This is a genomic window from Sutcliffiella horikoshii, from assembly GCF_021991925.1.
Classification (GTDB): domain Bacteria; phylum Bacillota; class Bacilli; order Bacillales; family Bacillaceae_I; genus Sutcliffiella_A; species Sutcliffiella_A horikoshii_F.
Window position 1 is genome coordinate 446,095 of sequence record NZ_RXZI01000003.1, and the last position, 22,790, is coordinate 468,884.

General features: G+C 42.7%; 22 protein-coding genes. 19 read left to right on the forward strand and 3 right to left on the reverse strand.

The window, feature by feature from the left end; translation table 11 throughout:
• Window positions 1-12: 12 nt before the first annotated feature.
• Genes EKQ44_RS11730 through EKQ44_RS11745 form a run of 4 tightly spaced genes read left to right on the forward strand, consistent with a single transcriptional unit; the run spans window position 13 to window position 2,251 of the window.
• The gene (locus tag EKQ44_RS11730; RefSeq protein ID WP_237663737.1) at window positions 13-579 is read left to right on the forward strand and encodes a nicotinate-nucleotide adenylyltransferase; all 567 of its coding nucleotides are present in this window, start codon (window positions 13-15) and stop codon (window positions 577-579) included.
• Window positions 572-1,150: a bis(5'-nucleosyl)-tetraphosphatase (symmetrical) YqeK gene (yqeK, locus tag EKQ44_RS11735; RefSeq protein ID WP_237663738.1), complete on the forward strand. Its 579-nt coding sequence runs from the start codon at window positions 572-574 to the stop codon at window positions 1,148-1,150. The genes EKQ44_RS11730 and yqeK overlap by 8 nt, the downstream gene beginning before the upstream one ends.
• A complete protein-coding gene (rsfS, locus tag EKQ44_RS11740; protein WP_237663739.1) occupies window positions 1,151-1,501 on the forward strand; it encodes a ribosome silencing factor in 351 nt (116 codons plus the stop codon).
• Complete coding sequence (locus tag EKQ44_RS11745) at window positions 1,502-2,251, forward strand: class I SAM-dependent DNA methyltransferase (protein WP_237663740.1); 750 nt, start codon at window positions 1,502-1,504, stop codon at window positions 2,249-2,251.
• Window positions 2,252-2,353: 102 nt separating this feature from the next.
• Here the strand turns inward: EKQ44_RS11745 and comER are convergent, their stop codons facing one another.
• Window positions 2,354-3,172, reverse strand: coding sequence for a late competence protein ComER (comER, locus tag EKQ44_RS11750; protein WP_237663741.1), 819 nt, complete (start codon window positions 3,170-3,172; stop codon window positions 2,354-2,356).
• A gap of 83 nt (window positions 3,173-3,255) precedes the next feature.
• On the opposite strand from comER, the gene EKQ44_RS11755 reads away from it, so the two are divergent.
• The 3 genes from EKQ44_RS11755 to EKQ44_RS11765 all read left to right on the forward strand — a co-directional run bounded on the left by EKQ44_RS11755 (window position 3,256) and on the right by EKQ44_RS11765 (window position 6,875).
• Window positions 3,256-3,915 carry a helix-hairpin-helix domain-containing protein gene (locus EKQ44_RS11755; protein WP_237663742.1) on the forward strand — a complete coding sequence of 220 codons (660 nt, stop codon included), beginning with the start codon at window positions 3,256-3,258 and terminating at the stop codon, window positions 3,913-3,915.
• A 70-nt stretch (window positions 3,916-3,985) separates the two neighbouring features.
• Window positions 3,986-4,555, forward strand: a complete 570-nt coding sequence (locus EKQ44_RS11760; RefSeq protein WP_237663743.1) for a ComE operon protein 2 — start codon at window positions 3,986-3,988, stop codon at window positions 4,553-4,555.
• 10 nt (window positions 4,556-4,565) lie between these two features.
• Window positions 4,566-6,875, forward strand: a complete 2,310-nt coding sequence (locus EKQ44_RS11765; RefSeq protein ID WP_237663744.1) for a DNA internalization-related competence protein ComEC/Rec2 — start codon at window positions 4,566-4,568, stop codon at window positions 6,873-6,875.
• A 139-nt stretch (window positions 6,876-7,014) separates the two neighbouring features.
• Here EKQ44_RS11765 and EKQ44_RS11770 read toward each other — a convergent pair whose 3' ends face one another.
• The gene (locus EKQ44_RS11770; RefSeq protein ID WP_237663745.1) at window positions 7,015-7,149 is read right to left on the reverse strand and encodes a YqzM family protein; all 135 of its coding nucleotides are present in this window, start codon (window positions 7,147-7,149) and stop codon (window positions 7,015-7,017) included.
• Window positions 7,150-7,472: 323 nt separating this feature from the next.
• Here EKQ44_RS11770 and holA point away from each other — a divergent pair, with 323 nt between their 5' ends.
• The gene (gene holA / locus EKQ44_RS11775) at window positions 7,473-8,498 is read left to right on the forward strand and encodes a DNA polymerase III subunit delta (protein ID WP_237663746.1); all 1,026 of its coding nucleotides are present in this window, start codon (window positions 7,473-7,475) and stop codon (window positions 8,496-8,498) included.
• Window positions 8,499-9,124: 626 nt separating this feature from the next.
• On the opposite strand, the gene rpsT is transcribed toward holA, so the two are convergent.
• Window positions 9,125-9,391, reverse strand: coding sequence for a 30S ribosomal protein S20 (gene rpsT, locus EKQ44_RS11780; RefSeq protein WP_010196181.1), 267 nt, complete (start codon window positions 9,389-9,391; stop codon window positions 9,125-9,127).
• A gap of 220 nt (window positions 9,392-9,611) precedes the next feature.
• On the opposite strand from rpsT, the gene gpr reads away from it, so the two are divergent.
• From gpr to EKQ44_RS11835, 11 genes are all read left to right on the forward strand, one after another.
• The gene (gene gpr, locus EKQ44_RS11785) at window positions 9,612-10,787 is read left to right on the forward strand and encodes a GPR endopeptidase (RefSeq protein ID WP_237663747.1); all 1,176 of its coding nucleotides are present in this window, start codon (window positions 9,612-9,614) and stop codon (window positions 10,785-10,787) included.
• A gap of 69 nt (window positions 10,788-10,856) precedes the next feature.
• Window positions 10,857-12,050 (forward strand): stage II sporulation protein P, encoded by a 1,194-nt coding sequence (gene spoIIP / locus EKQ44_RS11790; RefSeq protein WP_237663748.1) that lies wholly within the window; start codon window positions 10,857-10,859, stop codon window positions 12,048-12,050.
• A gap of 23 nt (window positions 12,051-12,073) precedes the next feature.
• Window positions 12,074-12,427, forward strand: coding sequence for a DUF3679 domain-containing protein (locus EKQ44_RS11795; RefSeq protein ID WP_237663749.1), 354 nt, complete (start codon window positions 12,074-12,076; stop codon window positions 12,425-12,427).
• A gap of 298 nt (window positions 12,428-12,725) precedes the next feature.
• Window positions 12,726-14,561, forward strand: coding sequence for a translation elongation factor 4 (gene lepA, locus EKQ44_RS11800; protein ID WP_168864416.1), 1,836 nt, complete (start codon window positions 12,726-12,728; stop codon window positions 14,559-14,561).
• A gap of 99 nt (window positions 14,562-14,660) precedes the next feature.
• The gene (gene hemW / locus EKQ44_RS11805; RefSeq protein WP_237663750.1) at window positions 14,661-15,800 is read left to right on the forward strand and encodes a radical SAM family heme chaperone HemW; all 1,140 of its coding nucleotides are present in this window, start codon (window positions 14,661-14,663) and stop codon (window positions 15,798-15,800) included.
• A gap of 81 nt (window positions 15,801-15,881) precedes the next feature.
• The gene (gene hrcA / locus EKQ44_RS11810) at window positions 15,882-16,913 is read left to right on the forward strand and encodes a heat-inducible transcriptional repressor HrcA (protein WP_237663751.1); all 1,032 of its coding nucleotides are present in this window, start codon (window positions 15,882-15,884) and stop codon (window positions 16,911-16,913) included.
• Between the two features lie 94 nt (window positions 16,914-17,007).
• Window positions 17,008-17,565, forward strand: a complete 558-nt coding sequence (gene grpE / locus EKQ44_RS11815; protein ID WP_237663752.1) for a nucleotide exchange factor GrpE — start codon at window positions 17,008-17,010, stop codon at window positions 17,563-17,565.
• A gap of 182 nt (window positions 17,566-17,747) precedes the next feature.
• Complete coding sequence (gene dnaK / locus EKQ44_RS11820) at window positions 17,748-19,586, forward strand: molecular chaperone DnaK (RefSeq protein ID WP_237663753.1); 1,839 nt, start codon at window positions 17,748-17,750, stop codon at window positions 19,584-19,586.
• Window positions 19,587-19,902: 316 nt separating this feature from the next.
• Complete coding sequence (gene dnaJ, locus EKQ44_RS11825; protein WP_237663754.1) at window positions 19,903-21,030, forward strand: molecular chaperone DnaJ; 1,128 nt, start codon at window positions 19,903-19,905, stop codon at window positions 21,028-21,030.
• A 45-nt stretch (window positions 21,031-21,075) separates the two neighbouring features.
• Window positions 21,076-22,017, forward strand: coding sequence for a 50S ribosomal protein L11 methyltransferase (gene prmA / locus EKQ44_RS11830; protein WP_237663755.1), 942 nt, complete (start codon window positions 21,076-21,078; stop codon window positions 22,015-22,017).
• A gap of 15 nt (window positions 22,018-22,032) precedes the next feature.
• Window positions 22,033-22,785, forward strand: a complete 753-nt coding sequence (locus EKQ44_RS11835) for a 16S rRNA (uracil(1498)-N(3))-methyltransferase (protein ID WP_237663756.1) — start codon at window positions 22,033-22,035, stop codon at window positions 22,783-22,785.
• Window positions 22,786-22,790 lie beyond the last annotated feature (5 nt).

Below are 22,790 nucleotides of genomic sequence, written 5' to 3' on the forward strand. Positions count from 1 at the left end.
GGAGGGATCTTGATGAGGAAAATAGGTATAATTGGCGGTACATTCGATCCACCTCACATAGGCCACCTCTTGATAGCCAATGAAGTGAGACAGAAGTTGGCTCTTGATGAAATCTGGTTTATGCCTAACCACATCCCTCCCCATAAGCAGAATAATGCCATTACACCGACGGAGATCAGGGTTGACATGCTAAAAGCAGCAGTGGAGACCAATGAGAGTTTCAAGGTGGAAACCATTGAGCTTCAGCGGGAGGGTCCCTCCTATACATATGATACAATGTTGTTACTAAGGGAAAGAAATCCGGATTCAAGCTTCTACTTTATCATAGGGGCGGATATGGTTGAGTACCTGCCTAAATGGCACAACATTAAGAAGCTACTGGAGGTTGTCACCTTTGTAGGTGTGAAACGACCGGGTTATTCTTTCACTTCGGAGTATCCGGTGCTCGAGGTGGAAACACCACAAATGGATATCAGCTCCACCATGATCCGGAAACGGGTTCAACAAGGATGGACTTCTCAATATCTGGTGCCTGAGAAGGTAAAAGAAATGATAGAGGGGAAACGCCTATATGAATAGAGATAAAGCATTAAGAGTGGTAAAGGAACAGCTGACAGAGCGTAGATATGTGCATACTATTGGTGTGATGGAAACGGCTATCAAATTAGCAGAAATATATAAGGTTGATGCGGAGAAAGCAGAACTTGCCGCCATCTTCCATGATTACGCGAAATTTAGGGACAAAGAGGAAATGCGGCAGATCATCATCAATCAAAAAATGCCCCATGACCTGTTGCAACACCACGACGAATTATGGCATGCGCCGGTGGGAGCCTATCTGGTGGAGAAAGAGGCGGGAATTACAGACCCTGAAGTATTAGAAGCCATAAGATGTCACACTTCGGGGAAAATAAATATGAGCCCCTTGGATAAGGTGCTTTATGTAGCCGATTATATCGAACCTGGCAGGGATTTCCCTGGAGTGGAACAGGTTAGGGAATCCGCCATGACTTCTCTTGATATCGCTGTCATCCAGGCAATGAAGAACACCATCACTTTTTTATTGAAACGAAATCAGCCTGTCTATCCTGATACATTTCACGCCTATAACGATATGACCATGAAGGTTAAAGAAAGGAAGTTAACATAAATGTCTAAAGAATTATTACAGCTTGCAGCAAAGGCTGCAGATGATAAACGTGCAGAAGAATTGGTCGCATTGAATATGCAGGGGATCTCCCTTGTTTCGGATTATTTCTTGATCTGTCATGGTAACTCCGATAAACAGGTCCAGGCAATCGCACGTGCGATAAAAGAAACGGCAGATGAGAACGGACAGCATGTAAAGAGAATGGAAGGCTTTGATGAAGCTCGCTGGGTCCTCGTTGACCTTGGGGATGTAGTGGCCCATGTGTTCCATAAAGATGAGCGCGGCTATTACAACTTGGAACGTCTTTGGGGAGATGCTCCACGCGAGGACATTCAAATCGAGTTAACTTAAATGGCTTACGGACAATTTGCCTATATTTATGACCAATTGATGCAGGATGTTCCCTATGAAAAATGGGTGTCATTTGTGCAGGCAATGAAAGATCGACATTTACATACGGGTTCCAAGGGATTCTCTGTTGTGGATGTTGGATGCGGCACAGGGGAGCTTGCCATACGGTTTGCCAAAGAAGGCTGGGACGTGGCAGGAGTGGATCTTTCAGAGAGCATGCTGGCCATTGCCTATGAAAAGGCAACCGAAGCGGGGGTTTCCATCCCCTTTTATGAGCAGAACATGGCAGAGCTTGATGGATTCCAAGACGTCGATTGCATCACCATCTTCTGTGATTCCTTGAATTATCTTGAATCAGAAGAAGATGTCAAAAGAACCTTCTCCGCTGCCTATAAGCAGTTAAAAGAAGAGGGGCTCCTTTTATTCGACGTGCATTCCCTCTTCAAAATGACACAAGTATTCATGAATAACACTTTCACCAGTGCAGAAGAGGATGTTGCCTACATATGGAACAGCTTCCCCGGAGAGCATCCGAATAGTGTTGAACATGAGCTTTCCTTCTTCGTTCAAGAAGAAACAAACCAGTATACCCGGTTTGATGAACTTCATTTCCAACGGACTTTTCCTGTTGAGACCTACAGAAAATGGCTAGAAGAAGTGGGGTTCACCATCTTATCGGTAACAGGAGACTATTCCACTGAACATTTAGGAGAAACTGCTGAAAGAATATTCTTCGCCGCAAAAAAATAGGCTTCCCACCTTAGGGAGGCCTATTTTTTGTGTATAACGGAAAAAGTTGAAAAAACTTAAAGGTATTTGTCGCATGATGGCGAATAACTTATTAGTGAAAAATCAATGAAACTGTTTTTTGACCTCCACAAGATCTTCATCAAACTTCTCATGTGTCTTTTGAATGACATGATGGAATACATCGCCCAATTCATTCTCCAGCACTTTAATGCCTTCTCCAGTAACACCACCCTTTACACACACTTTTTCTTGCAAGGTTTGAAGGGTATAAATATCCTTTTCAATCAATTTTCCCATTCCGATGATCATCTGGCTCGCCAAATCTGTCGCTTGCTCCTTGGTTATGGCCGTCTCACTTACAGCCCCGTCAATGAACCTCTGCAAAATATAACTGAAAAATGCAGGTCCGCAACTTACAATATCCGATGCCACCCTTGTAACATTTTCCTTAATATGAATAGGTGTTGAAATTTTTGAACAAATAGTCAGTAAGAACTCCCTATATTCTTCTCGCGCACTCTCGCCGAATGTCACCAATGTGACACCAGCTAAGGCACGGTTTGTGATACTTGGGATGATACGTGCCACCTGGCAGTTTATGATTGTCTGCAGCTGAGTGACAGATACCGGGCTCGTAATGGAAATAACACATTTATCGGCCGTCAAATCTTTATTGATTCTTGTTAAAAGGGGGTGAATATCCAATGGCTTTACACATAAAAAAATAATATCAGCAGCATTTACCACTTCTGCCGCCGTTTCAGCCACATATAGGTCAGGATATTTGCGTTGTAAATTAAATGCTTTCTCTATGGAACGATTAGTAATCGTGATATTCTCAGGAGGTACTGCTTTCGAGTCGACAAAAGATTCCACCAAGATTCTCCCCATGTTGCCTGTGCCGATCATTCCAATCTTCATGTTCCATTCCCTCCTCCATCCAAAAAAGTTTCTCATACACTATATGTTTTTATGCTTATTAATATGAATAGAAGGTGAGTGCGTTGAAAGAATTGTGGTATGTCCATAAAACAAAAGTATTGATTGTGATTGGTGTTTTTGTGCTTTTTTGCTTTTTCATTTGGTCCAGGCTATATGTTCCCACAGAAACGCAGGCGGAACAACAAGTGAGTTTATTGATGGAAGCAGCTGAAGCTGAAATGGAAGAGGATCTGGAGATAAACGATGGGAAACAGGAAAGTCCCCAGCCAATAAATATAGAGGTATTGATTGATATAAAAGGAGCTGTGTTCCGGCCCGGAGTGTACAAAATGAAAACGGGGGACCGGGTCATCGATGCAGTGGAGACGGCAGGAGGTTTTTTGGATGACGCAGATACGAGGAAAGTTAATTTGGCCTCGCTCCTGACAGATGAAATGGTCATCATCGTCCCGCGTGAGGGAGATGAAGAGGTGGGGGAGGTCCTTATTAAATCTTCCAATAGCCCTGAAACTGTTTCCGCTGCAAGTAAGGTAAATATAAATTCTGCTTCAGAAGCGGAGCTGACAACCCTTACAGGTGTCGGACCTGCTAAAGCAAAGGCCATCATTGATTACAGGACCGACCATGGCTTATTTAAAAGTATTGAAGAAATTATGAATGTGACAGGATTTGGAGAGAAATCTTTTGAAAAGCTTAAGGATGAAATTACTGTAGCCAATTGAATTGACGGAAGATAAGAAAACCCGATACACTAAGGATATTGTTTAAGAAGATTAGGGGGCATGTGGGAAGATGACAAGAATATCTTGGGATCAGTACTTTATGGCGCAAAGCCATTTGTTAGCACTAAGAAGTACCTGTACAAGGCTTGCTGTCGGAGCAACCATTGTACGAGATAAACGAATCATAGCTGGAGGGTATAACGGCTCAATTGCAGGTGGAGTACATTGCATTGATGAAGGTTGTTATGTCATTGATAATCATTGTGTGCGGACCATCCATGCCGAAATGAACGCCTTGCTTCAATGCTCCAAATTTGGGGTACCGACGACTGGCGCTGAAATTTATGTCACCCACTTTCCATGCCTTCATTGCTGTAAAGCCATAATCCAAGCGGGAATTAAAACGGTTTACTATGCAATGGAATATAAGAACCATCCATATGCCATGGAAATGTTCGAACAGGCTGATGTCCGTGTGGAACACGTGGAACTGGATGAAATGGCTGTTAGCTTGAACGATCCTGAAAAAATAGGATTCATTAACAGCTTGATTGAACGATTGGAGGAATCCGGTGCAAGTGATGAAGAAATAAAGCGCTGGTATGAACAATCCACCGAGCTTTTTAGTAAGCAAGGATAATCATCATTTAATGAAAAATAGGACAGGCTTCTTTGCTTATTTGGCCATCGCAAGCTGTTTGGGAATTGCTGTCTCCAGGTCAGGTCTTCACTGGGGACCGCTTTCCCTTCTAGTTGTCTTTTATGTATGGATTTACCTTCATGATAAAAAACCTCACAGACTACTCCTTCTCAGTCTCCTCTTCAGTACTGCATTTTATGGCTATATGAACATGATTGAATCCCAGAATGTATCCGTTCATATGGGAAGTGACACTCGAATTTCTGGAATCATCACGACATCCATTCATATTGATGGAAATAAGGCCAGTTTTGAAATGAAAAGTGATCAAAAAGAAACGATGTTAGTGGAATATTTTCTCCAGGAGCAACAAGAGATCTCCCTCCTTGAATCTTTGCAAATAGGTGAGTTATGTAATTGGCAAGGAGTCTTGACATCACCTCAGCCAGCCACCAACCCCCATGCGTTTGATTACAAGAACTACCTTTACGAACAAAAAAAACATTGGATATTTTCATTGGACAGGTTGCCGGAATCTTGTGCCCCAGGCGAAAGTATTTCAATTCTTAAAGAGCTCCAAAAGTATCGTGATAAGGGAATTAAAACGATTGATGAAAATATGGATCCAGTTGTGGCAAGCTTTATGGTTTCCTTGATTTTCGGGGACAGGAGATATCTTGATCGTATGGTATTGGAGGCATACCAACAATTAGGACTCATTCATCTATTGGCGATTTCTGGACTGCATGTAGGAATCATTACATCAGCTGCTTTCTATACTGGTATTCGTTTGGGGCTAACCCGGCAATCGGTCAACATCCTCTTAATCCTCCTATTACCTTTCTATGTCATTTTGGCAGGCGGTGCACCGTCTGTCATGAGAGCTGCAACAATGACAGCCGTAGCCCTTGTTCTGTTGCTTTTTAAAAAGAAAATCTTCTCTATCGATACAATCGGCCTTGCCTGCATCTTTGTTTTGTTATTGAATCCCTATTACTTGTATCATATCGGATTTCAGTTATCCTTTTCGGTCAGTATGGCCCTAATATTGACCTCAAGGAAAATCAGCTCTCTCAATAATGGACTTCTTCAAATTTTCTATGTCTCCATTATTGCACAAGTCGCTTCACTGCCACTGCTGCTCTTTCACTTTTACCAGTTTTCCATCTGGAGCCCGTTTTTAAATATAATCTTTGTCCCTTTTTTCTCCTTGTTTGTCCTTCCTAGTGCATTCATTCTCTTTTTTACGATGCTCTTCTATCCTTCACTGCTCCCCTTACTTGTCCCTTTATTCGCTTTTCCACTTAAGCTTATGAATTCACTTGCGGTGTGGTTTGCGAGTATCCCATTCGGTACATTGGTGTTTGGAAAACCTTTTATCGGGATGATGGGACTGCTCGTGTCTTTCACAGCTTTATTTTTTTATCTGTGGGAAAAAGGAAGGTTGCCGGTTGCATCGGCAATGCTAGTGGGCTGTTTGTGTTTCCAATGGTGCATTCCATATATAAACCCTTATGGAAAAGTGGTGGTAGTGGATATTGGTCAGGGAGATGCCATATTTATTCGACTTCCTTTCAATAAAGGGACGTACCTGATTGACACAGGGGGCACATTTCCATTCCCAAAAGAAGAATGGAAAGATAGGAAGAGGGAGTATAACAGTGGTACGGATGTATTGTTGCCTTTTTTGAAAGCAGAAGGAGTCAGGAAGTTGGACAAGTTATTATTAACTCATGGAGATTATGATCATATCGGGAATGTCGCAAGTCTCTGGGGACATGTGAAGGTAAGCGAAGTGGTGGTTCCATTGGGATTTGGCGGAAGTGGACTGGAAGAGGATATATTGCTTGAGGCTGAGGATCGGGGAGCAAAGATACAAACTGCTGTTCCGAATACAGGGTGGGAGGTGGATAGTGCCAGTTTTTTATATCTACACCCAGCCAAAGCGTATGAAAATAAAAATGAAGGATCGATTGCTCTTTACGCCATTTTTGGCGCCAGGAGTTGGCTGTTTACAGGAGATATGGAAAGCGAAGGGGAGAGGGAGGTGTTACTTCGCTACCCAAATATGAAAGTGGATGTGTTAAAAGCTGGTCATCATGGCAGCAAGACTTCTACCGGTCAAGCATTTGTGGAAAGGCTGAAACCGGATATCGCTATTATTTCCGCAGGTAGAAACAATCGTTTTGGTCATCCACATCAGGAAGTGCTCGATAGGCTGGAGCGTTCGGGGGCCATGGTGTATCGTACGGATAGGCAAGGGGCGATTATCTTTGAATTTACACATCGGGGAGGAACGTTTTCCACGGTACTACCATAGGATACAGTATCAAAAATGAAAAAGAGACTGCACCATTTAGACGCAGTCTCTTTTATAGCGAAGCTTTTCTGAGTTATCCTCATTCTTTTCACAACCGCTTTGGAAAAGAATCACGACGGTATGTATTGTTATGCCGCCATTAAGATCCTAGGTAATGAATCAATGTTGCCATTGCAAAGATTGTTGCGAAAAAACCGAAGGATACGATAAAACCGACACCAGAATCTACTGCATCGTTACGTTTACTTTGGACGCTTTTCTCAAATTCGTTCATAAGTATCCCTCCTATCACACATTAGTATAAGCTATACGGCAAAAAAAATCCACCAGACATTTTTGCTTTTCCACCTTTGACAAGAGTTGTCACAAATAGTTCGGAAATTCAGGGAGAACATAGTATTACACCCAAACGGGGCAATCGTTAACGGGCGAGTTACCTGGGGCTTGCATCGTTGACGTTTATATAAAATGGAGATTAGTTCTTTGTAGGTGAGAACTAGTCTCCTTTGACTTTGTTTGCTAATATAACTCCTTGTCAATTCATTCATTTCTCATGTACGATAAGAAGGAGTAGAAACAAATGACGGGAGCATAACCATGGGATTCGAAGCATTAAAGAAAATAAAAGCAAAACATTTCGCGCCGATTTATTTATTATTGGGCACCGAAGGATTCTTAATGAGGGAAATAAGGAATGCCATCATCGAGCATGCTCTTGATGTGGAGGAACATGATTTTAATCTCTCCTTTTATGATATGGAAGAACAATCGGTGGATGTAGCCATCGAGGACTCGGAAACGCTACCGTTCATGGGGGAACGAAGAGTGGTGGTCATGACCAATCCCTTCTTTCTGACAGCAGAAAAAAACAAAAGCAAGATGGAACACAACACAGACCGATTTATTTCTTACATAAAAGAAGCTGCACCTTATACCATTTTGGTAATTCAAGCACCTTACGAGAAGCTGGATGAGCGAAAAAAAATTGTTAAGGAACTGAAGAAGCAAGCGGAAGTCATTGAAGCGCAGCCGCTCGGGGAAAGGGATTTAAAACTTTGGATGAAAGACAAAGCAATGCAAAATGGAGCGGTTCTTGAAGATGCGGCAGCAGAAGAGTTACTGAAAATTGCGGGAGTCAATCTTTCCGTCCTAGCCCAGGAAATCAATAAAATGGCTATGTATATCGGCGTTTCCGATCAAGAGATTTCCGTTGATACAGTCAAGCTGTTGGCAGCCAAATCAATAGAGCATTCCGTTTTTGAATTAATTGAGAAAATGGTTCATAGACGAGTGGACGAAGCATTGGAATTGTTTTACGACTTGGTGAGAAACAATGAAGAGCCAATCAAATTGCATGCATTGATAGCTAATCAGTTCCGCTTATTGTATCAGGTAAAAGATTTAAGTGAACAAGGTTATAGTCAGCAGAAGATGGCAGGCATCTTGAGGGTTCACCCTTACCGTGTAAAGCTTGCATCCCAGCAGGGCAGGTATTTTGAAAGAGCGGAGTTAATGAAGATGGTCGACAATCTGGCAGAGGCTGACTATTTGATGAAAAGTGGAAAAATAGATAAACAACTCGCGATGGAAATGCTACTGATCAAGCTCGCGCCAGTTAAGTAACGAAAATGGAAAAAGATATACTGTCAGACCGCCGAACTGATTTATCAGTTTCGGTGGTTTTTTTTGATTGTTTGGGGATTTGATGTTTTTGTGGAATAAGAAGGATTGATAGACTGCTCGGAATCAGAACGGAACGAATGAAAATTAGAGCATTTTTGAGGTGTTAAAAAGCATTCGGTCAACTTTTTCAGTTGTTCGGACAATTAAATACCTTTTTTCGAGGGGGTTCGGACATTTCACCGCTTGGTTCGGACAAGTTTATATGTACGTTTGGACATTTGAAAATTTGGTTCGGACAAAATCATCCAAACTTCGGACAACTATGCAAAATCTTTGGACAACTTTTTAAAATCTTCGGACAACAATCAAAAAACTTCGGACATTTCGAAAACAGAAAGAAAAAACGCTTATACTTTGTAAAATCATTTACCAGCACCATGAAAGAAACCTTCCCCAACGGCAGAACTGCAACCAACCTTAAAAGAAAAGAGCCCTCTCTCTCAACCACACAAGCAAAGAAGACCACAGTAATATAATGTATTCGCCGTAAATTTAAAAAATCCTTTGGGGGTCTGACCCCCAAAGGACAAAAAATAAAAAAACGACCCAACCGGATCGCCCTTTTATTATGCAGTAGCTCCGTTTACTTTTTTCGCTAGGCGAGATTTTTGACGGTTTGCTGCATTTTTGTGGATGATACCGTTTTGCGCAGCTTTGTCTAAACGTTTAGCAGCTTCTAGGTAAGCAGTTTTTGCACCTTCAACATCGTTGTTAGCAACAAAAGCTTCTACTTTCTTCACAGCAGTACGCATAGAAGACTTGATAGTAGCGTTATGAGCACGACGTACATCGTTAGTTTTTACACGTTTGATAGCAGATTTAATGTTTGGCATATCTTTCACCTCCATACAATTCAACGATCGAGATTTATATAAAACTCGACATTTCTATACTTATGAGAACAAGTGATATTTTATCAAATCCATTATGATTATGCAATAGGGAGTCAAGGGAATTTTCTTGAAAGTGTAAAACACCTACATTCTCATGCATGAAATACGGTTGTGGGGTCAAAATAAAACTAAAATTTGGCAATGCTGGAGGCGGAAAAGAATGAATCAACCACAACCTTTGGATCTAAGTAAATATGAAGTGAGAACCGACTTGGCGATAGAAGCCAATCAGATGGCTATTGAGAAACAGAACCAACAGAATGGGCTGAACCAAAACCAACAAAACCAAAACCAACAGAACAATGAAAATAACCAAACATCAAAATCGGCCATAGAAGGAGTAGTCGTTAAAGAAAGACAGACGGATGGTATCAATGTAACAACCGTGACCATTTCAGACAAAGGGGCGGAAATGACCGGAAAGAAGCCTGGTAACTACCTCACATTGGAAGCGGTGGGAATCAGGCAAAAGGATTCCGATCTGCAGAAAAAAGTCGAGACGGTTTTTGCAAAGGAATTTAGCGCCTTCCTTACCTCTCTTAATATATCCAAGGATGCCACCTGTCTAGTTGTAGGACTTGGTAATACGAATGTGACACCGGATGCACTTGGTCCATTGGTATGTGAAAACTTGTTGATCACAAGGCACTTGTTCAAGTTGCAACCTGAATCCGTACAGGATGGATTCAGGCCTGTCAGTGCGATCATCCCGGGGGTGATGGGGATTACAGGAATTGAAACGAGTGACATCATTTTGGGAGTGGTGGAAAAGACGAAGCCTGATTTTGTGATAGCCATTGATGCCTTGGCTGCGAGGTCCATCGAACGGGTCAATGCGACCATCCAGATTTCTGATACAGGGATACATCCTGGTTCAGGTGTAGGGAACAAGCGTAAGGAGCTGAGCATGGATACACTTGGGATTCCTGTTATTGCAATTGGAATTCCGACTGTGGTTGATGCAGTTTCCATGGCAAGTGACACCATCGATTTCATCCTGAAGCATTTTGGTAAAGAGATGAGGGAGGGGGACAGTCCTTCAAGGTCACTCGCGCCCGCAGGAATGACATTTGGGGAAAGAAGGAAGCTGACAGAAGAGGATCTTCCTGGGGAAGAGCATCGTAAGAATTTCCTTGGTATCGTTGGAACGTTACCTGAAGAGGAAAAACGGAAGCTGATTCACGAAGTACTGTCTCCACTTGGTCATAACCTGATGGTTACACCAAAAGAAGTGGATGATTTTATTGAAGACATGGCAAATGTGGTAGCGGAAGGCTTGAACTCGGCGCTGCATTTCCATGTGAACCAGGATAATGTAGACGCTTATACACACTAGGCGTCCGTGTTCTACTTTTCCCCCTTTTGCATACATATAGTAGCAACAAGTATGTGAAAGGGTGAGAAAATGAAGGGCTACCGCTCCTCACACGTCGTCGTATTAAATGGGACAAGCATTAAGAAATCAGTCGTAGCAGTGATCTTAGGTTTTATTCTTGTATTTGCGGTATCCGGTGTTATGACATCTCTCAAGCCAGAATACCGAGTCACCTCGAGCTCCATCAATGAGTTTTCCAAGAGGTTTTCGGGGGAGTCTCTGTTATATATTTTCGGCTATACCAATGCCTATTTCACACAAGGACTATCAAGTGAAGCGAAAGCGCCCAATTATGCTTCCGCTTTATTTGAGTTAACGACAAGCATCAACCTTGATGATCCGCGCAGTCTTATCCGAAATGAAATTCCAGGCTTTGCTTATTATGACGGAGAAATTCTAGTAGCAGGATCAGGGGTCAATTATACGGATATGCCAGTGGAATCTTCGCCTCCGATGGAAGTGCTTCTACAAGAAAGACAAGCTTCCATTATCGATTTGGACGAGGAAGAAGAAAAGGAGGAAAGTGCTCCACCGCCTGCCCAGACCACAGGGGACAAGCGTACTGTTCTCATCTATCACTCGCATTCTCGGGAGTCGTTCCTACCTTATCTTGAAGGTGTGACAAGTCCCAATGCAGCAAGTCATCCAGAAGTGAATGTAACGAGGCTTGGAAAAAAGCTTCAGGAGGAATTGGTCCAACGAGGTATCGGGACCGATATCGATACAACGGACACTGCCTTGGCTTTGAAGAACAGAGGCTGGGTGTACGGTCAATCTTATGATGTGACACGGCCTATCGTGGAAGAAGCGATGGCTGGGAACCAACATCTCAATTACCTGATTGATGTCCATCGGGATTCGGGGAGAAGAAAAAGCACAACGATGGACATAAATGGCGTTCCGCATGCGAGGCTTTATTTTGTGATAGGGAAGAAAAATCAACACTATGAGAAGAACCAGTACTTGGCCGAACAGATTCATAAAAAATTGGAGCAAAAGTATCCGGGATTAAGCAAAGGTATATTTGTCCCGCCGGCTGTCGAGACTCGTAATGGTATCTATAATCAGGACCTTTCCCCAAATTCGATGTTAATTGAAGTGGGGGGAGTGGATAATACGTTTGAAGAAATGAACCGTACCTTGGAGATTTTTGCGGATGTGTTCAGTGAAATTTACTGGCAAGCAGAAAAAGTGGACGGAACACCTGAGGGCGAAGCGCAATAAAGGAAAAAGGAGCTGAAAGTGCGATGAAAAGATTTATGGTAAAATGTGTATTCATATCTCTGGTGATGTTTCTTGGAGTGCTTTTGGGGATGCAACAGGCAAATGAAGGAATGCGGAAAATGAAGGGATATGATGACCCAGCTTTTAGTGGCCAAGCCTTTCATGTGGCTGAAACAACAGAGGGGATCAATGGCACCATCCTCGGACGCCAGATAAATTCGCAGGATATGAAAGAGAAACAGGAAAAGTTGGAGGGCATTAAAGCTTATAATGTATTCTCTTCTGCGGGAAAGAAACTGGCAGACGGCATGTCAGGCATGATGAGCGGCATTTTCAATAAAGTGCAGGATACAATAGAAGAAAAAACGGAAGAATGACTTCATTAAGAAAGCGGCGGCCAAAAGGGTGGTGTGAAAAAAAGATGCCCTGGCTTAAGCTTTCTTTTTTTGGAGAATTTCAGCGGGGGAGTAGCGACATGGTTGAGGTTCCGCAGGGGACCGAGGGGCTCAAGGTCGTCCCGCAAAAAGCGAAGGCATTTGCATAAATCCATAGCGGTGTTGGACAGACTTTTTTGTAAAGAAGACCGATGCTCGGAAATTTCATTGAATCTTCCTGTTCGTATTGTTATAATCAGAAATAGTGTACGTTGCCGAAAGTGTAGGAGTGAAACAGATAATGAACAGAGAAGAACGGTTAAAACGACAATCAAAGATAAGAAACTTTTCCATCATCGCCCATATTGACCATGGGAAATCAACTTTAGCAGACCGTATTTTAGAGAAAACGTCTGCATTGACACAAAGGGAAATGAAGAATCAGTTACTTGATTCCATGGACCTTGAACGTGAACGCGGGATCACCATTAAATTGAATGCCGTTCAATTACGATATAAAGCTAATGATGGCGAAGAATATATTTTCCACCTTATTGATACACCTGGACATGTCGATTTTACATATGAGGTCTCCAGAAGTTTGGCTGCATGTGAAGGAGCGGTTCTTGTCGTGGATGCGGCACAAGGAATAGAAGCTCAAACATTAGCAAATGTGTATTTGGCACTTGATAATGAACTCGAGATCATGCCTGTCATCAATAAAATTGACCTTCCAAGTGCAGAGCCTGAGAGAGTGCGTCAAGAGATTGAGGATGTTATCGGGCTTGATGCATCAGATGCAGTTCTAGCAAGTGCAAAAGCTGGTATCGGAATTGGTGAAATTTTAGAGCAAGTAGTGGAGAAAATCCCTGCCCCTCAAGGTGACCCTGATGCTCCGTTGAAAGCACTAATTTTTGACAGTCTATTCGATCCTTACCGCGGGGTTGTAGCATACATCCGTATTGTGGAAGGTACTGTTAAGGTTGGGGATAAAATTCGAATGATGGCTACAGGAAAAGAGTTTGAAGTAAATGAGGTTGGGGTGTTTACACCGAAAGCTGTACAGCTTGATGAGCTAACCGTCGGAGATGTTGGTTTCCTGTCTGCATCCATCAAAAATGTTGGAGACACACGTGTTGGTGATACTATCACACATGCGAAAAATAGAGCGACAGAACCACTTCCAGGTTACCGTAAACTAAATCCAATGGTTTTCTGTGGACTCTACCCGATTGATTCAGCAAAATTCAATGATTTGCGTGAAGCGCTTGAAAAACTGGAATTGAATGACTCTGCTCTTCAATATGAGCCGGAAACTTCCCAAGCACTAGGCTTCGGATTCCGTTGTGGTTTCCTAGGATTGCTTCATATGGAAATCATCCAAGAGCGTATCGAGCGTGAGTTCAATATTGATCTGATTACAACAGCACCTTCCGTTATCTATCATGTACATTTGACTGATGGGGAGGAATTGCGTGTAGACAACCCTTCCAACATGCCTGATCCTCAGACAATTGACCGTGTGGAAGAGCCATATGTAAAAGCTACGATCATGGTACCGAATGATTACGTTGGTGCAGTTATGGAATTGTGCCAGGAGAAGCGTGGAAACTTCATTGACATGCAGTATCTTGATGATATTCGCGTGAGCGTTATCTATGAAATTCCATTAGCGGAAATTGTATATGATTTCTTTGATGCATTGAAATCCAATACAAAAGGATATGCTTCGTTTGATTATGAATTGATCGGCTACAAACCGTCACATCTTGTAAAAATGGATATCTTGCTTAACGCTGAGAAGGTTGATGCACTTTCCTTTATCGTTCACCGTGACTCTGCTTATGAACGCGGAAAAATCATTGTGGAGAAGCTAAAGGAACTTATTCCAAGGCAGCAATTTGAGGTGCCGATCCAAGCGACGATAGGACAGAAAGTTGTTGCGAGGTCAAACATCAAAGCGATGCGTAAAAACGTTCTTGCTAAATGTTACGGAGGAGACATCTCCCGTAAACGTAAGCTTTTAGATAAGCAAAAAGAAGGTAAAAAACGTATGAAGCAAGTTGGTTCTGTAGAAGTTCCGCAAGAAGCATTTATGGCTGTCTTGAAAATGGACGACAATGCCAACAAAAAATAATAAGAAAAATACCGCAGCTCATTCTGCGGTATTTTTTCATACATGCGCCATATGTGATATGCTAAAAGATACGAAGTAAACAAATGAAAGTGTGATCTTATGATTAAATCAGCCTATATTCATATCCCTTTTTGTGAACATATTTGTCACTACTGTGATTTCAATAAAGTATTCTTGAAAAACCAGCCAGTAGATGAATACTTGGCATACATGGATAAAGAAATGAAAAATACAATAGAAAAACACCCTGCCACAGAGCTTCAAACTATATTTGTGGGTGGGGGAACGCCTACTGCCTTAAACGAAAAGCAGCTGGCATACTTGCTAGATTCGGTTCAAAGGCATTTCCCGGTTAGACCAGATATGGAGTACACATTTGAAGCCAACCCTGGCGATCTTTCATTAGAAAAACTCCGACTCCTTAAAGAAGGCGGAGTCAACAGGCTCAGTTTTGGCGTGCAAAGCTTCAATGATGACCTATTAAAGCGAATCGGTCGATCGCATAGAAAAGCAGATGTTTTCAAATCGATCGAACATGCAAGAAATGCAGGTTTTGAAAATATCAGCATTGACTTAATATACAGTCTCCCAGATCAATCAGTAGCGGACTTTAAGGAAACATTGCACACTGCATTGTCTTTAGGGATGGAGCATTATTCTGCCTACTCATTGATCATTGAACCGAAAACGGTGTTCTATAACTTGATGAATAAAGGGAAACTTCCCCTACCGACACAAGAAGAAGAGGCAGAAATGTATGATGTTCTTTTAGATGAAATGGCAAAATACGGCTACCAACAATACGAAATCTCCAATTTTGCAAAAGAGGGTTATGAAAGCAGACATAATCTTACCTACTGGGATAACGAATTCTATTATGGGATAGGTGCAGGTGCCCACGGTTATTTAGATGGCGTGCGAATTGCCAATCACGGCCCTTTGAAAAAATTCATGGATGCTATAGAAGAAACTAGGTTTCCGTATAAAGAGCAACATGATGTAACAAAAATAGAGAAAATGGAAGAAGAGATGTTCCTTGGGCTTCGCAAGAATGAGGGAGTTTCTAGCTCCACATTCCATAGTAAATTTGGAGAAGAACTGTTGGTTATTTTCAAAGACCCTATCGAAGAAAACATAGGGAAGGGCCTCTTAGAGTACGTAAATGGACACATCCGACTTACGAGAAAAGGGAAATTTCTCGGCAATGAAGTTTTTCAAGCTTTTATTGGTGCGATCTGATTGACATGTGAATAGGTATTTGGTAATTTATTTATAGAATTAGCACTCGATGAATAGGAGTGCTAACAGAGGTGATGCTGAGTGCTTACAGAACGACAGTTGTTAGTATTGCAAGTCATAATTGACGACTTTATCCGATCTGCACAACCTGTTGGCTCCAGAACGCTCTCGAAGAAAGAGGAGATCTCTTTCAGTTCTGCCACTATCAGAAATGAGATGGCTGATTTAGAGGAATTAGGATTTATTGAAAAAACACACACTTCTTCAGGAAGGGTTCCATCGGAAAAGGGGTACCGCTATTATGTGGATCACTTGCTTTCTCCAGAAAGGCTTACGAAGCAGGATGTGTTTGAAATTAAATCCATCTTTCGCGAGCAAATATATGAATTGGAAAAAACCGTCCAGAAATCCGCACAGATTCTTTCTGATCTGACCAAGTACACGTCCATTGTCCTTGGGCCGGGAGTACGGGATCACAGGCTTAAAAACTTGCAGATCATCCCGATCAACCCGGAACAAGCGGTAGCGATCATCGTGACGGATACAGGACATGTTGAAAACCGCATGTTTTCTTTTCCGGCCAGCATGGATTCATCCGATATCCAGAAGATGGTCAACATTTTAAATGAACGTCTAGTGGGGGTACCCCTATCTGAGCTGATCAATAAGCTATATAAGGAAGTAGCCACCCTCTTAAGGTCTCATATCGGTAACTATGAAAACATTTTACAATCCTTGAGCTCCACTCTATATATGGAAGAAAAGGATAAGGTGTTTTTTGGAGGCAAAACGAATATGCTTGCCCAACCCGAGTTTAATGACATCAATAAGATACGTTCTCTTATGCTATTAATTGATCAAGGGAAAGACCTGTCTCAGCATATTCGTGCTAAAGAAGCAGGTATCCATATCAAGATAGGCAGTGAAAATAATATTCCTGGCATGGAAGGCTGCAGCATCATTTCCGCAAGCTATTCCATTGGACCTGAACAGCTTGGTACGATCGCTTTGCTCGGTCCGACCAGAATGGAATATTCCCGTGTGGTCAGTCTCCTGCAACTTGTCAGTTCCGACCTTTCACAGGCGGTCAATAAACTGTATCAAAAGGACTGAGCATGGAAATATTGTTAGAGGATGGAGTTGCCGCTCCGTCCTATCACCATGGAAAAAACAACATGATTTTTACACTTTGAGGGAGGTGAAACCATTGGTAAACGAGAACAACGAACAAGCAACAGTCGAAAATGAAGAGGTATCAACAGAGGAAACAGAACAAACGACGGAAACAGTCGAAGAAGTGGAAGTTTCTGCAGAACAACAAAAAATTTCAGAATTGGAAGCTAAGCTTGAGGAGTCGGAAAACCGCCTACTTCGCTTACAAGCCGATTTTGATAACTACCGTCGTCGTGTGAGACTTGACCAAGAGGCTGCACAGAAATACCGTGCACAAAATCTTGTTACAGATATACTTCCTGCCCTTGATAACTTTGAGCGTGCGCTTAAAGTCGATTCTGAGGATGAGAAAATCAAAACATTTTTACAAGGCATGGAAATGGTGCACCGTCAGTTAGTGGAGGCACTGAAGTCAGAAGGACTCGAAGCGATCGAAGCGGTTGGACAGTCATTCGATCCTCATTTACACCAAGCAGTCATGCAGGTGGAAGAGGGAGAAGCGGAATCTAACACTGTTTTGGAAGAGTTCCAAAAAGGGTATAAGCTCAAAGATCGCGTCATCCGCCCGTCCATGGTAAAAGTAAAGCAATAGTGGATGGTAGTGAGAGGCACGAGACTCCAGCGGGGGAATAGAGACAATGTAAAGCCCCCCAGTATTGCGAGAAGGCACAAGATCGCCCCGCGGAAGGCGAGTGCATAAAACGAAAATCGACGTAAATGTACCATAAAAAATAACTACATATTAATGCTAGTTGCAATAGGAGGAAAAACAAAATGAGTAAAATCATCGGTATTGACTTAGGTACAACAAACTCATGTGTAGCTGTGCTTGAAGGCGGCGAACCAAAAGTAATCCCTAACCCAGAAGGTAACAGAACAACTCCATCCGTTGTTGCTTTCAAAAACGGCGAACGCCAAGTAGGGGAAGTGGCAAAACGCCAATCCATTACGAACCCTAACACCATCATGTCTGTTAAGCGTCACATGGGTACAGACTACAAAGTGGAAGTGGAAGGTAAAGAATACTCTCCACAAGAAGTATCAGCAATCATCCTTCAACACTTAAAAGGATATGCAGAAGAATATCTTGGGGAAACAGTTACAAAAGCTGTTATCACAGTTCCTGCATACTTCAATGATGCTGAGCGTCAAGCTACAAAAGATGCAGGTAAAATCGCTGGTCTTGAAGTAGAGCGTATCATCAACGAGCCGACTGCAGCGGCATTGGCATACGGTCTTGATAAAATGGACGAAGATCAAACAATCCTTGTGTATGACCTTGGTGGCGGAACGTTTGACGTTTCTGTACTAGAGCTTGGAGATGGCGTATTCGAAGTACGTTCTACAGCTGGTGACAACCGTCTTGGTGGAGATGACTTTGACCAAGTTATCATTGACTACCTTGTAGCAGAATTCAAAAAAGAGAACGGCATCGACCTTTCTAAAGATAAAATGGCATTACAACGCTTGAAAGATGCAGCAGAAAAAGCGAAAAAAGACCTTTCTGGTGTAACAAGCACACAAATCTCTCTACCATTCATCACAGCTGGGGAAGCTGGACCACTTCACTTAGAAGTAAGCATGTCCCGTGCGAAATTTGATGATCTTACTGCTGGACTTGTAGAACGTACAATGGGTCCTGTTCGTCAAGCATTGCAAGATGCAGGCATCTCTGCTTCTGAACTTGACAAAGTTATCCTTGTGGGTGGATCTACTCGTATCCCTGCAGTACAAGATGCAATCAAAAAAGAAACAGGTAAAGATCCTCACAAAGGGGTTAACCCAGATGAAGTAGTTGCTTTAGGTGCAGCTATCCAAGGTGGAGTACTTACTGGTGACGTAAAAGACGTAGTACTTCTTGACGTAACACCACTTTCTTTAGGAATTGAAACAATGGGTAGCGTGTTCACAAAGCTTATTGAAAGAAACACGACTATTCCTACAAGTAAGTCCCAAGTGTTCTCTACGGCTGCTGACAACCAAACAGCGGTAGACATTCACGTTCTTCAAGGGGAGCGTCCAATGGCAAGCGACAACAAAACATTAGGTCGTTTCCAATTGACGGATATCCCGCCAGCACCACGTGGTGTGCCACAAATTGAGGTATCTTTTGACATCGACAAAAATGGTATCGTAAACGTTCGTGCGAAAGACCTTGGTACAAACAAAGAGCAAGCAATCACCATCAAATCTTCTTCAGGTCTATCCGAGGACGAAATCAACCGCATGGTTCAAGAAGCGGAAGAGAATGCGGATGCAGACAAAAAGCGTAAAGAAGAAGTAGAATTACGCAATGAAGCAGATCAGCTTGTATTCACTACTGAAAAAACACTCAAAGAAGTAGAAGGCAAAGTGGAAGAAGCAGAAGTGAAAAAAGCGGAAGACGCAAAAGAAGAATTGAAAGCTGCCATCGAAAAAGGCGACCTAGAAGAGATCCGCACGAAAAAGGATGCACTTCAAGAAATCGTTCAACAAATCTCCATGAAGCTTTACGAGCAAGCTGCACAAGCACAACAAGCCGCTCAAGGAGCAGAAGGTGCAGAAGGCGCTGCGAACAACGACGACAACGTAGTCGACGCAGAGTACGAAGAAGTAAACGACGATAAAAAGTAAGATAAAGTCCTAGGGCTTTTCTGATAAAGATAAAAGAAAGTCGAAGCCATGGCTTTGGCTTTCTTTTTATGTAAATTAGATTTCCCTTGGTGCCTGGAGTGGAAGGTGGTCGACTCCTGCGGGGGAGTAGCGGTAGCTTGAGACCCCGCAGGCTTGCCGAGGAGGCTCAAGCACCGCCCCGCGGAAAGCGACCACCTGAAACGGAAGGCGCCGAGGAGTTAACCAGATAGGGATTAAGCACATAACTTTTATTGCTTTTTCCCTCTTTCAGGTGATACAATAACCTTTATGTGAATGAAACGGGAGTGGGTATTTAATGAGTAAACGCGATTACTATGAAGTGCTTGGCGTCAGTAAAAGCGCGTCGAAAGATGAAATAAAGAAAGCTTACAGAAAGCTGTCGAAACAATACCATCCGGACATCAATAAAGCAGAAGATGCAGCGGACAAATTCAAAGAGATCAAAGAAGCTTACGAAGTACTAAGCGATGACCAAAAGAAAGCGCACTATGACCAATTCGGACATACAGATCCTAACCAAGGATTTGGCGGCGGCGCTGGATTTGACGGTGGCTTTGGTTTTGAAGATATTTTTGAAACGTTCTTTGGCGGTCAAGGCGGCGGAAGAAGACGTCGTGATCCGAACGCACCAAGACAAGGGGCAGATCTTCAATATACAATGACCCTTTCTTTTGAAGAAGCAGCATTCGGAAAAGAAACGACCATTGAAATCCCTGTGGAAGAAACTTGTGATACATGTTCAGGTACAGGAGCAAAACCTGGTACAAAAGTGGAAACATGTTCACATTGTCGTGGAACAGGTCAGGAAAGTGTAGAACAAAACACTCCGTTTGGACGAATTGTAAACAGAAGAACCTGTTCAAAATGTAATGGTTCAGGAAAGTCCATCCCTAACAAATGTACGACATGCCATGGCGCAGGCCGTGTGAAAAAACGCAATAAAATCAAAGTCAACATCCCGGCTGGTGTGGATGAAGGACAACAACTGCGCGTAGCTGGAAAAGGGGAAGCTGGAGTGAACGGCGGCCCTGCTGGGGACCTATATGTAGTATTCCATGTTCGCAGGCACGAGTTCTTTGAACGTGACGGCGATGATGTGTACTGTGAAATGCCGATAACTTTTGCTCAGGCAGCACTTGGAGATGAAGTAGAAGTTCCAACCTTGCATGGTAAAGTAAAGCTGAAAGTACCGGCTGGAACACAAACTGGCACAAACTTCCGCCTAAAAGGTAAGGGAATTGCCAATGTTCGTGGTTATGGTCAAGGGGATCAACATATCAAGATCAGAGTGATCACACCTACAAAACTCTCAGAAAAACAAAAGCAATTAATCCGTGAATTTGCTGAAACAAGCGGGCAAGCTCCGGACGAACAAGAAGATAGCTTTTTCTCAAAAGTAAAACGTGTCCTAAAAGGTGAATAAAAAGTATCAATAGCTTTCAGTAAGCTAGGATTGGAGTTGGTATGTATGAAATGGTCAGAAATTAGTATCCATACAACAAATGAGGCGGTGGAACCAATATCTCATATTCTTCATGAGGCAGGCGCTAGTGGAGTGGTCATAGAGGATCCATTTGAACTCACTAAGGAAAGAGAAGATCAATTCGGAGAGATATACCAACTCAATCCAGATGATTACCCAGAAGAAGGCGTTGTAATGAAAGCCTACCTTCCTGTTAACAGCTTTTTAGGTGAAACAGTAGAAGGTATAAAGGATGCAATCAATAACCTTTTGGTCTATGATATCGACTTAGGGTTGAACAACATATCCATCAGTGAAGTGAACGAAGAAGAATGGGCAACAGCATGGAAAAAGTACTACAATCCTGTGAAAATTTCCGAGAAGTTTACCATCGTGCCTACATGGGAGACATATGAACCAGTAAGCTCTGACGAGAAAATCATCGAGCTTGACCCGGGAATGGCGTTTGGAACGGGTACCCATCCGACAACGGTACTTTGCATACAGGCGATCGAAAGAACCGTCAAGCCACAAGATAAAGTGATAGATGTAGGGACAGGTTCCGGGGTTTTAAGTATCGCGGCAGCCATGCTAGATGCGAAGGAAGTCCTTGCTCTTGATTTGGATGATGTGGCAGTGGAATCTGCTAAGCTGAATATCAAATTGAATAAAGTGCATCCCACAGTGGCGGTGAAACAAAATAACCTACTAAAAAATGTAGAAGGTCCTGTAGACGTAGTTGTTGCTAACATATTGGCAGAGGTTATTGTCCGTTTCACAGACGATGTGTATCGCGTCCTAGAAAACGGAGGGACATTTATCTCCTCGGGGATCATCAGCATGAAAAAGCAAGAAGTGAAAGACGCCCTCATCAAATCAGGCTTCAAAATTGAAGAAACGATGATGATGGAAGATTGGGTAGCATTTATCGCCAAAAAAGAAGAATAAGCGAGGGTGAAAATCGTGCAACGTTATTTTATTGACTCCAATCAAATAGATGATACATCCATTACTATAACTGGGGAAGATGTTCATCATATAGTTCGGGTTATGAGGATGAGCGTGGACGATCAACTTCTTTGCAGCTGTTCGGAAACAAGGCAGACGGCCCTTTGCAAAATTGCTGAAATTACCAATGATATGGTAGTGACAGATATTGTAGAATGGATAAAGGCTGAAACGGAAATTCCAGTTCGAGTTACCATTGCGAACGGGTTGCCTAAAGGGGATAAATTGGAGTTAGTAATACAAAAGGGAACAGAACTCGGAGCAGAGTCGTTTATCCCTTTTAATGCTGCTCGTTCGATCGTGAAGTGGGACGAAAAGAAGGGAAAAAAGAAAGTCGATCGTTGGAATAAGATTTCCAAGGAGGCGGCAGAGCAGTCACATCGTTCGATGGTGCCTGTTGTAGAGGAGCCTTCTTCACTAGCCCAACTTTTAGAGAAGAGTAAAGACTATACTTATAAGATTGTCGCCTATGAGGAGAGTGCAAAGGAAGGGGAACGGGCTAATTTTGCCTCCACACTCCAAAAGATGAAACATGGTGAATCGGTTATTTGTGTGTTCGGACCTGAAGGTGGCCTGACACAAAAAGAAATCGATCGACTTTTGGAGCATGGATTTGTTCCTTGCGCTCTTGGGCCAAGAATATTAAGAACGGAAACGGCACCGCTATATGCGCTAGCCGCGATTTCGTATCATTTTGAATTAATGTGAGGTGG

Bases quoted from the DNA above. Each gene is read 5' to 3' on its own strand.
- EKQ44_RS11730 (WP_237663737.1), top strand. From the start codon at position 13: ATGAGGAAAATAGGTATAATTGGCGGTACATTCGATCCACCTCACATA.
- hemW (WP_237663750.1), top strand. From the start codon at position 14,661: ATGATTAAATCAGCCTATATTCATATCCCTTTTTGTGAACATATTTGT.
- EKQ44_RS11770 (WP_237663745.1), bottom strand. From the start codon at position 7,149: ATGAACGAATTTGAGAAAAGCGTCCAAAGTAAACGTAACGATGCAGTA.
- rsfS (WP_237663739.1), top strand. From the start codon at position 1,151: ATGTCTAAAGAATTATTACAGCTTGCAGCAAAGGCTGCAGATGATAAA.
- yqeK (WP_237663738.1), top strand. From the start codon at position 572: ATGAATAGAGATAAAGCATTAAGAGTGGTAAAGGAACAGCTGACAGAG.
- EKQ44_RS11765 (WP_237663744.1), top strand. From the start codon at position 4,566: ATGAAAAATAGGACAGGCTTCTTTGCTTATTTGGCCATCGCAAGCTGT.
- EKQ44_RS11745 (WP_237663740.1), top strand. From the start codon at position 1,502: ATGGCTTACGGACAATTTGCCTATATTTATGACCAATTGATGCAGGAT.
- holA (WP_237663746.1), top strand. From the start codon at position 7,473: ATGGGATTCGAAGCATTAAAGAAAATAAAAGCAAAACATTTCGCGCCG.
- spoIIP (WP_237663748.1), top strand. From the start codon at position 10,857: ATGAAGGGCTACCGCTCCTCACACGTCGTCGTATTAAATGGGACAAGC.
- dnaK (WP_237663753.1), top strand. From the start codon at position 17,748: ATGAGTAAAATCATCGGTATTGACTTAGGTACAACAAACTCATGTGTA.
- EKQ44_RS11760 (WP_237663743.1), top strand. From the start codon at position 3,986: ATGACAAGAATATCTTGGGATCAGTACTTTATGGCGCAAAGCCATTTG.
- rpsT (WP_010196181.1), bottom strand. From the start codon at position 9,391: ATGCCAAACATTAAATCTGCTATCAAACGTGTAAAAACTAACGATGTA.
- comER (WP_237663741.1), bottom strand. From the start codon at position 3,172: ATGAAGATTGGAATGATCGGCACAGGCAACATGGGGAGAATCTTGGTG.
- dnaJ (WP_237663754.1), top strand. From the start codon at position 19,903: ATGAGTAAACGCGATTACTATGAAGTGCTTGGCGTCAGTAAAAGCGCG.
- EKQ44_RS11795 (WP_237663749.1), top strand. From the start codon at position 12,074: ATGAAAAGATTTATGGTAAAATGTGTATTCATATCTCTGGTGATGTTT.
- gpr (WP_237663747.1), top strand. From the start codon at position 9,612: ATGAATCAACCACAACCTTTGGATCTAAGTAAATATGAAGTGAGAACC.
- lepA (WP_168864416.1), top strand. From the start codon at position 12,726: ATGAACAGAGAAGAACGGTTAAAACGACAATCAAAGATAAGAAACTTT.
- prmA (WP_237663755.1), top strand. From the start codon at position 21,076: ATGAAATGGTCAGAAATTAGTATCCATACAACAAATGAGGCGGTGGAA.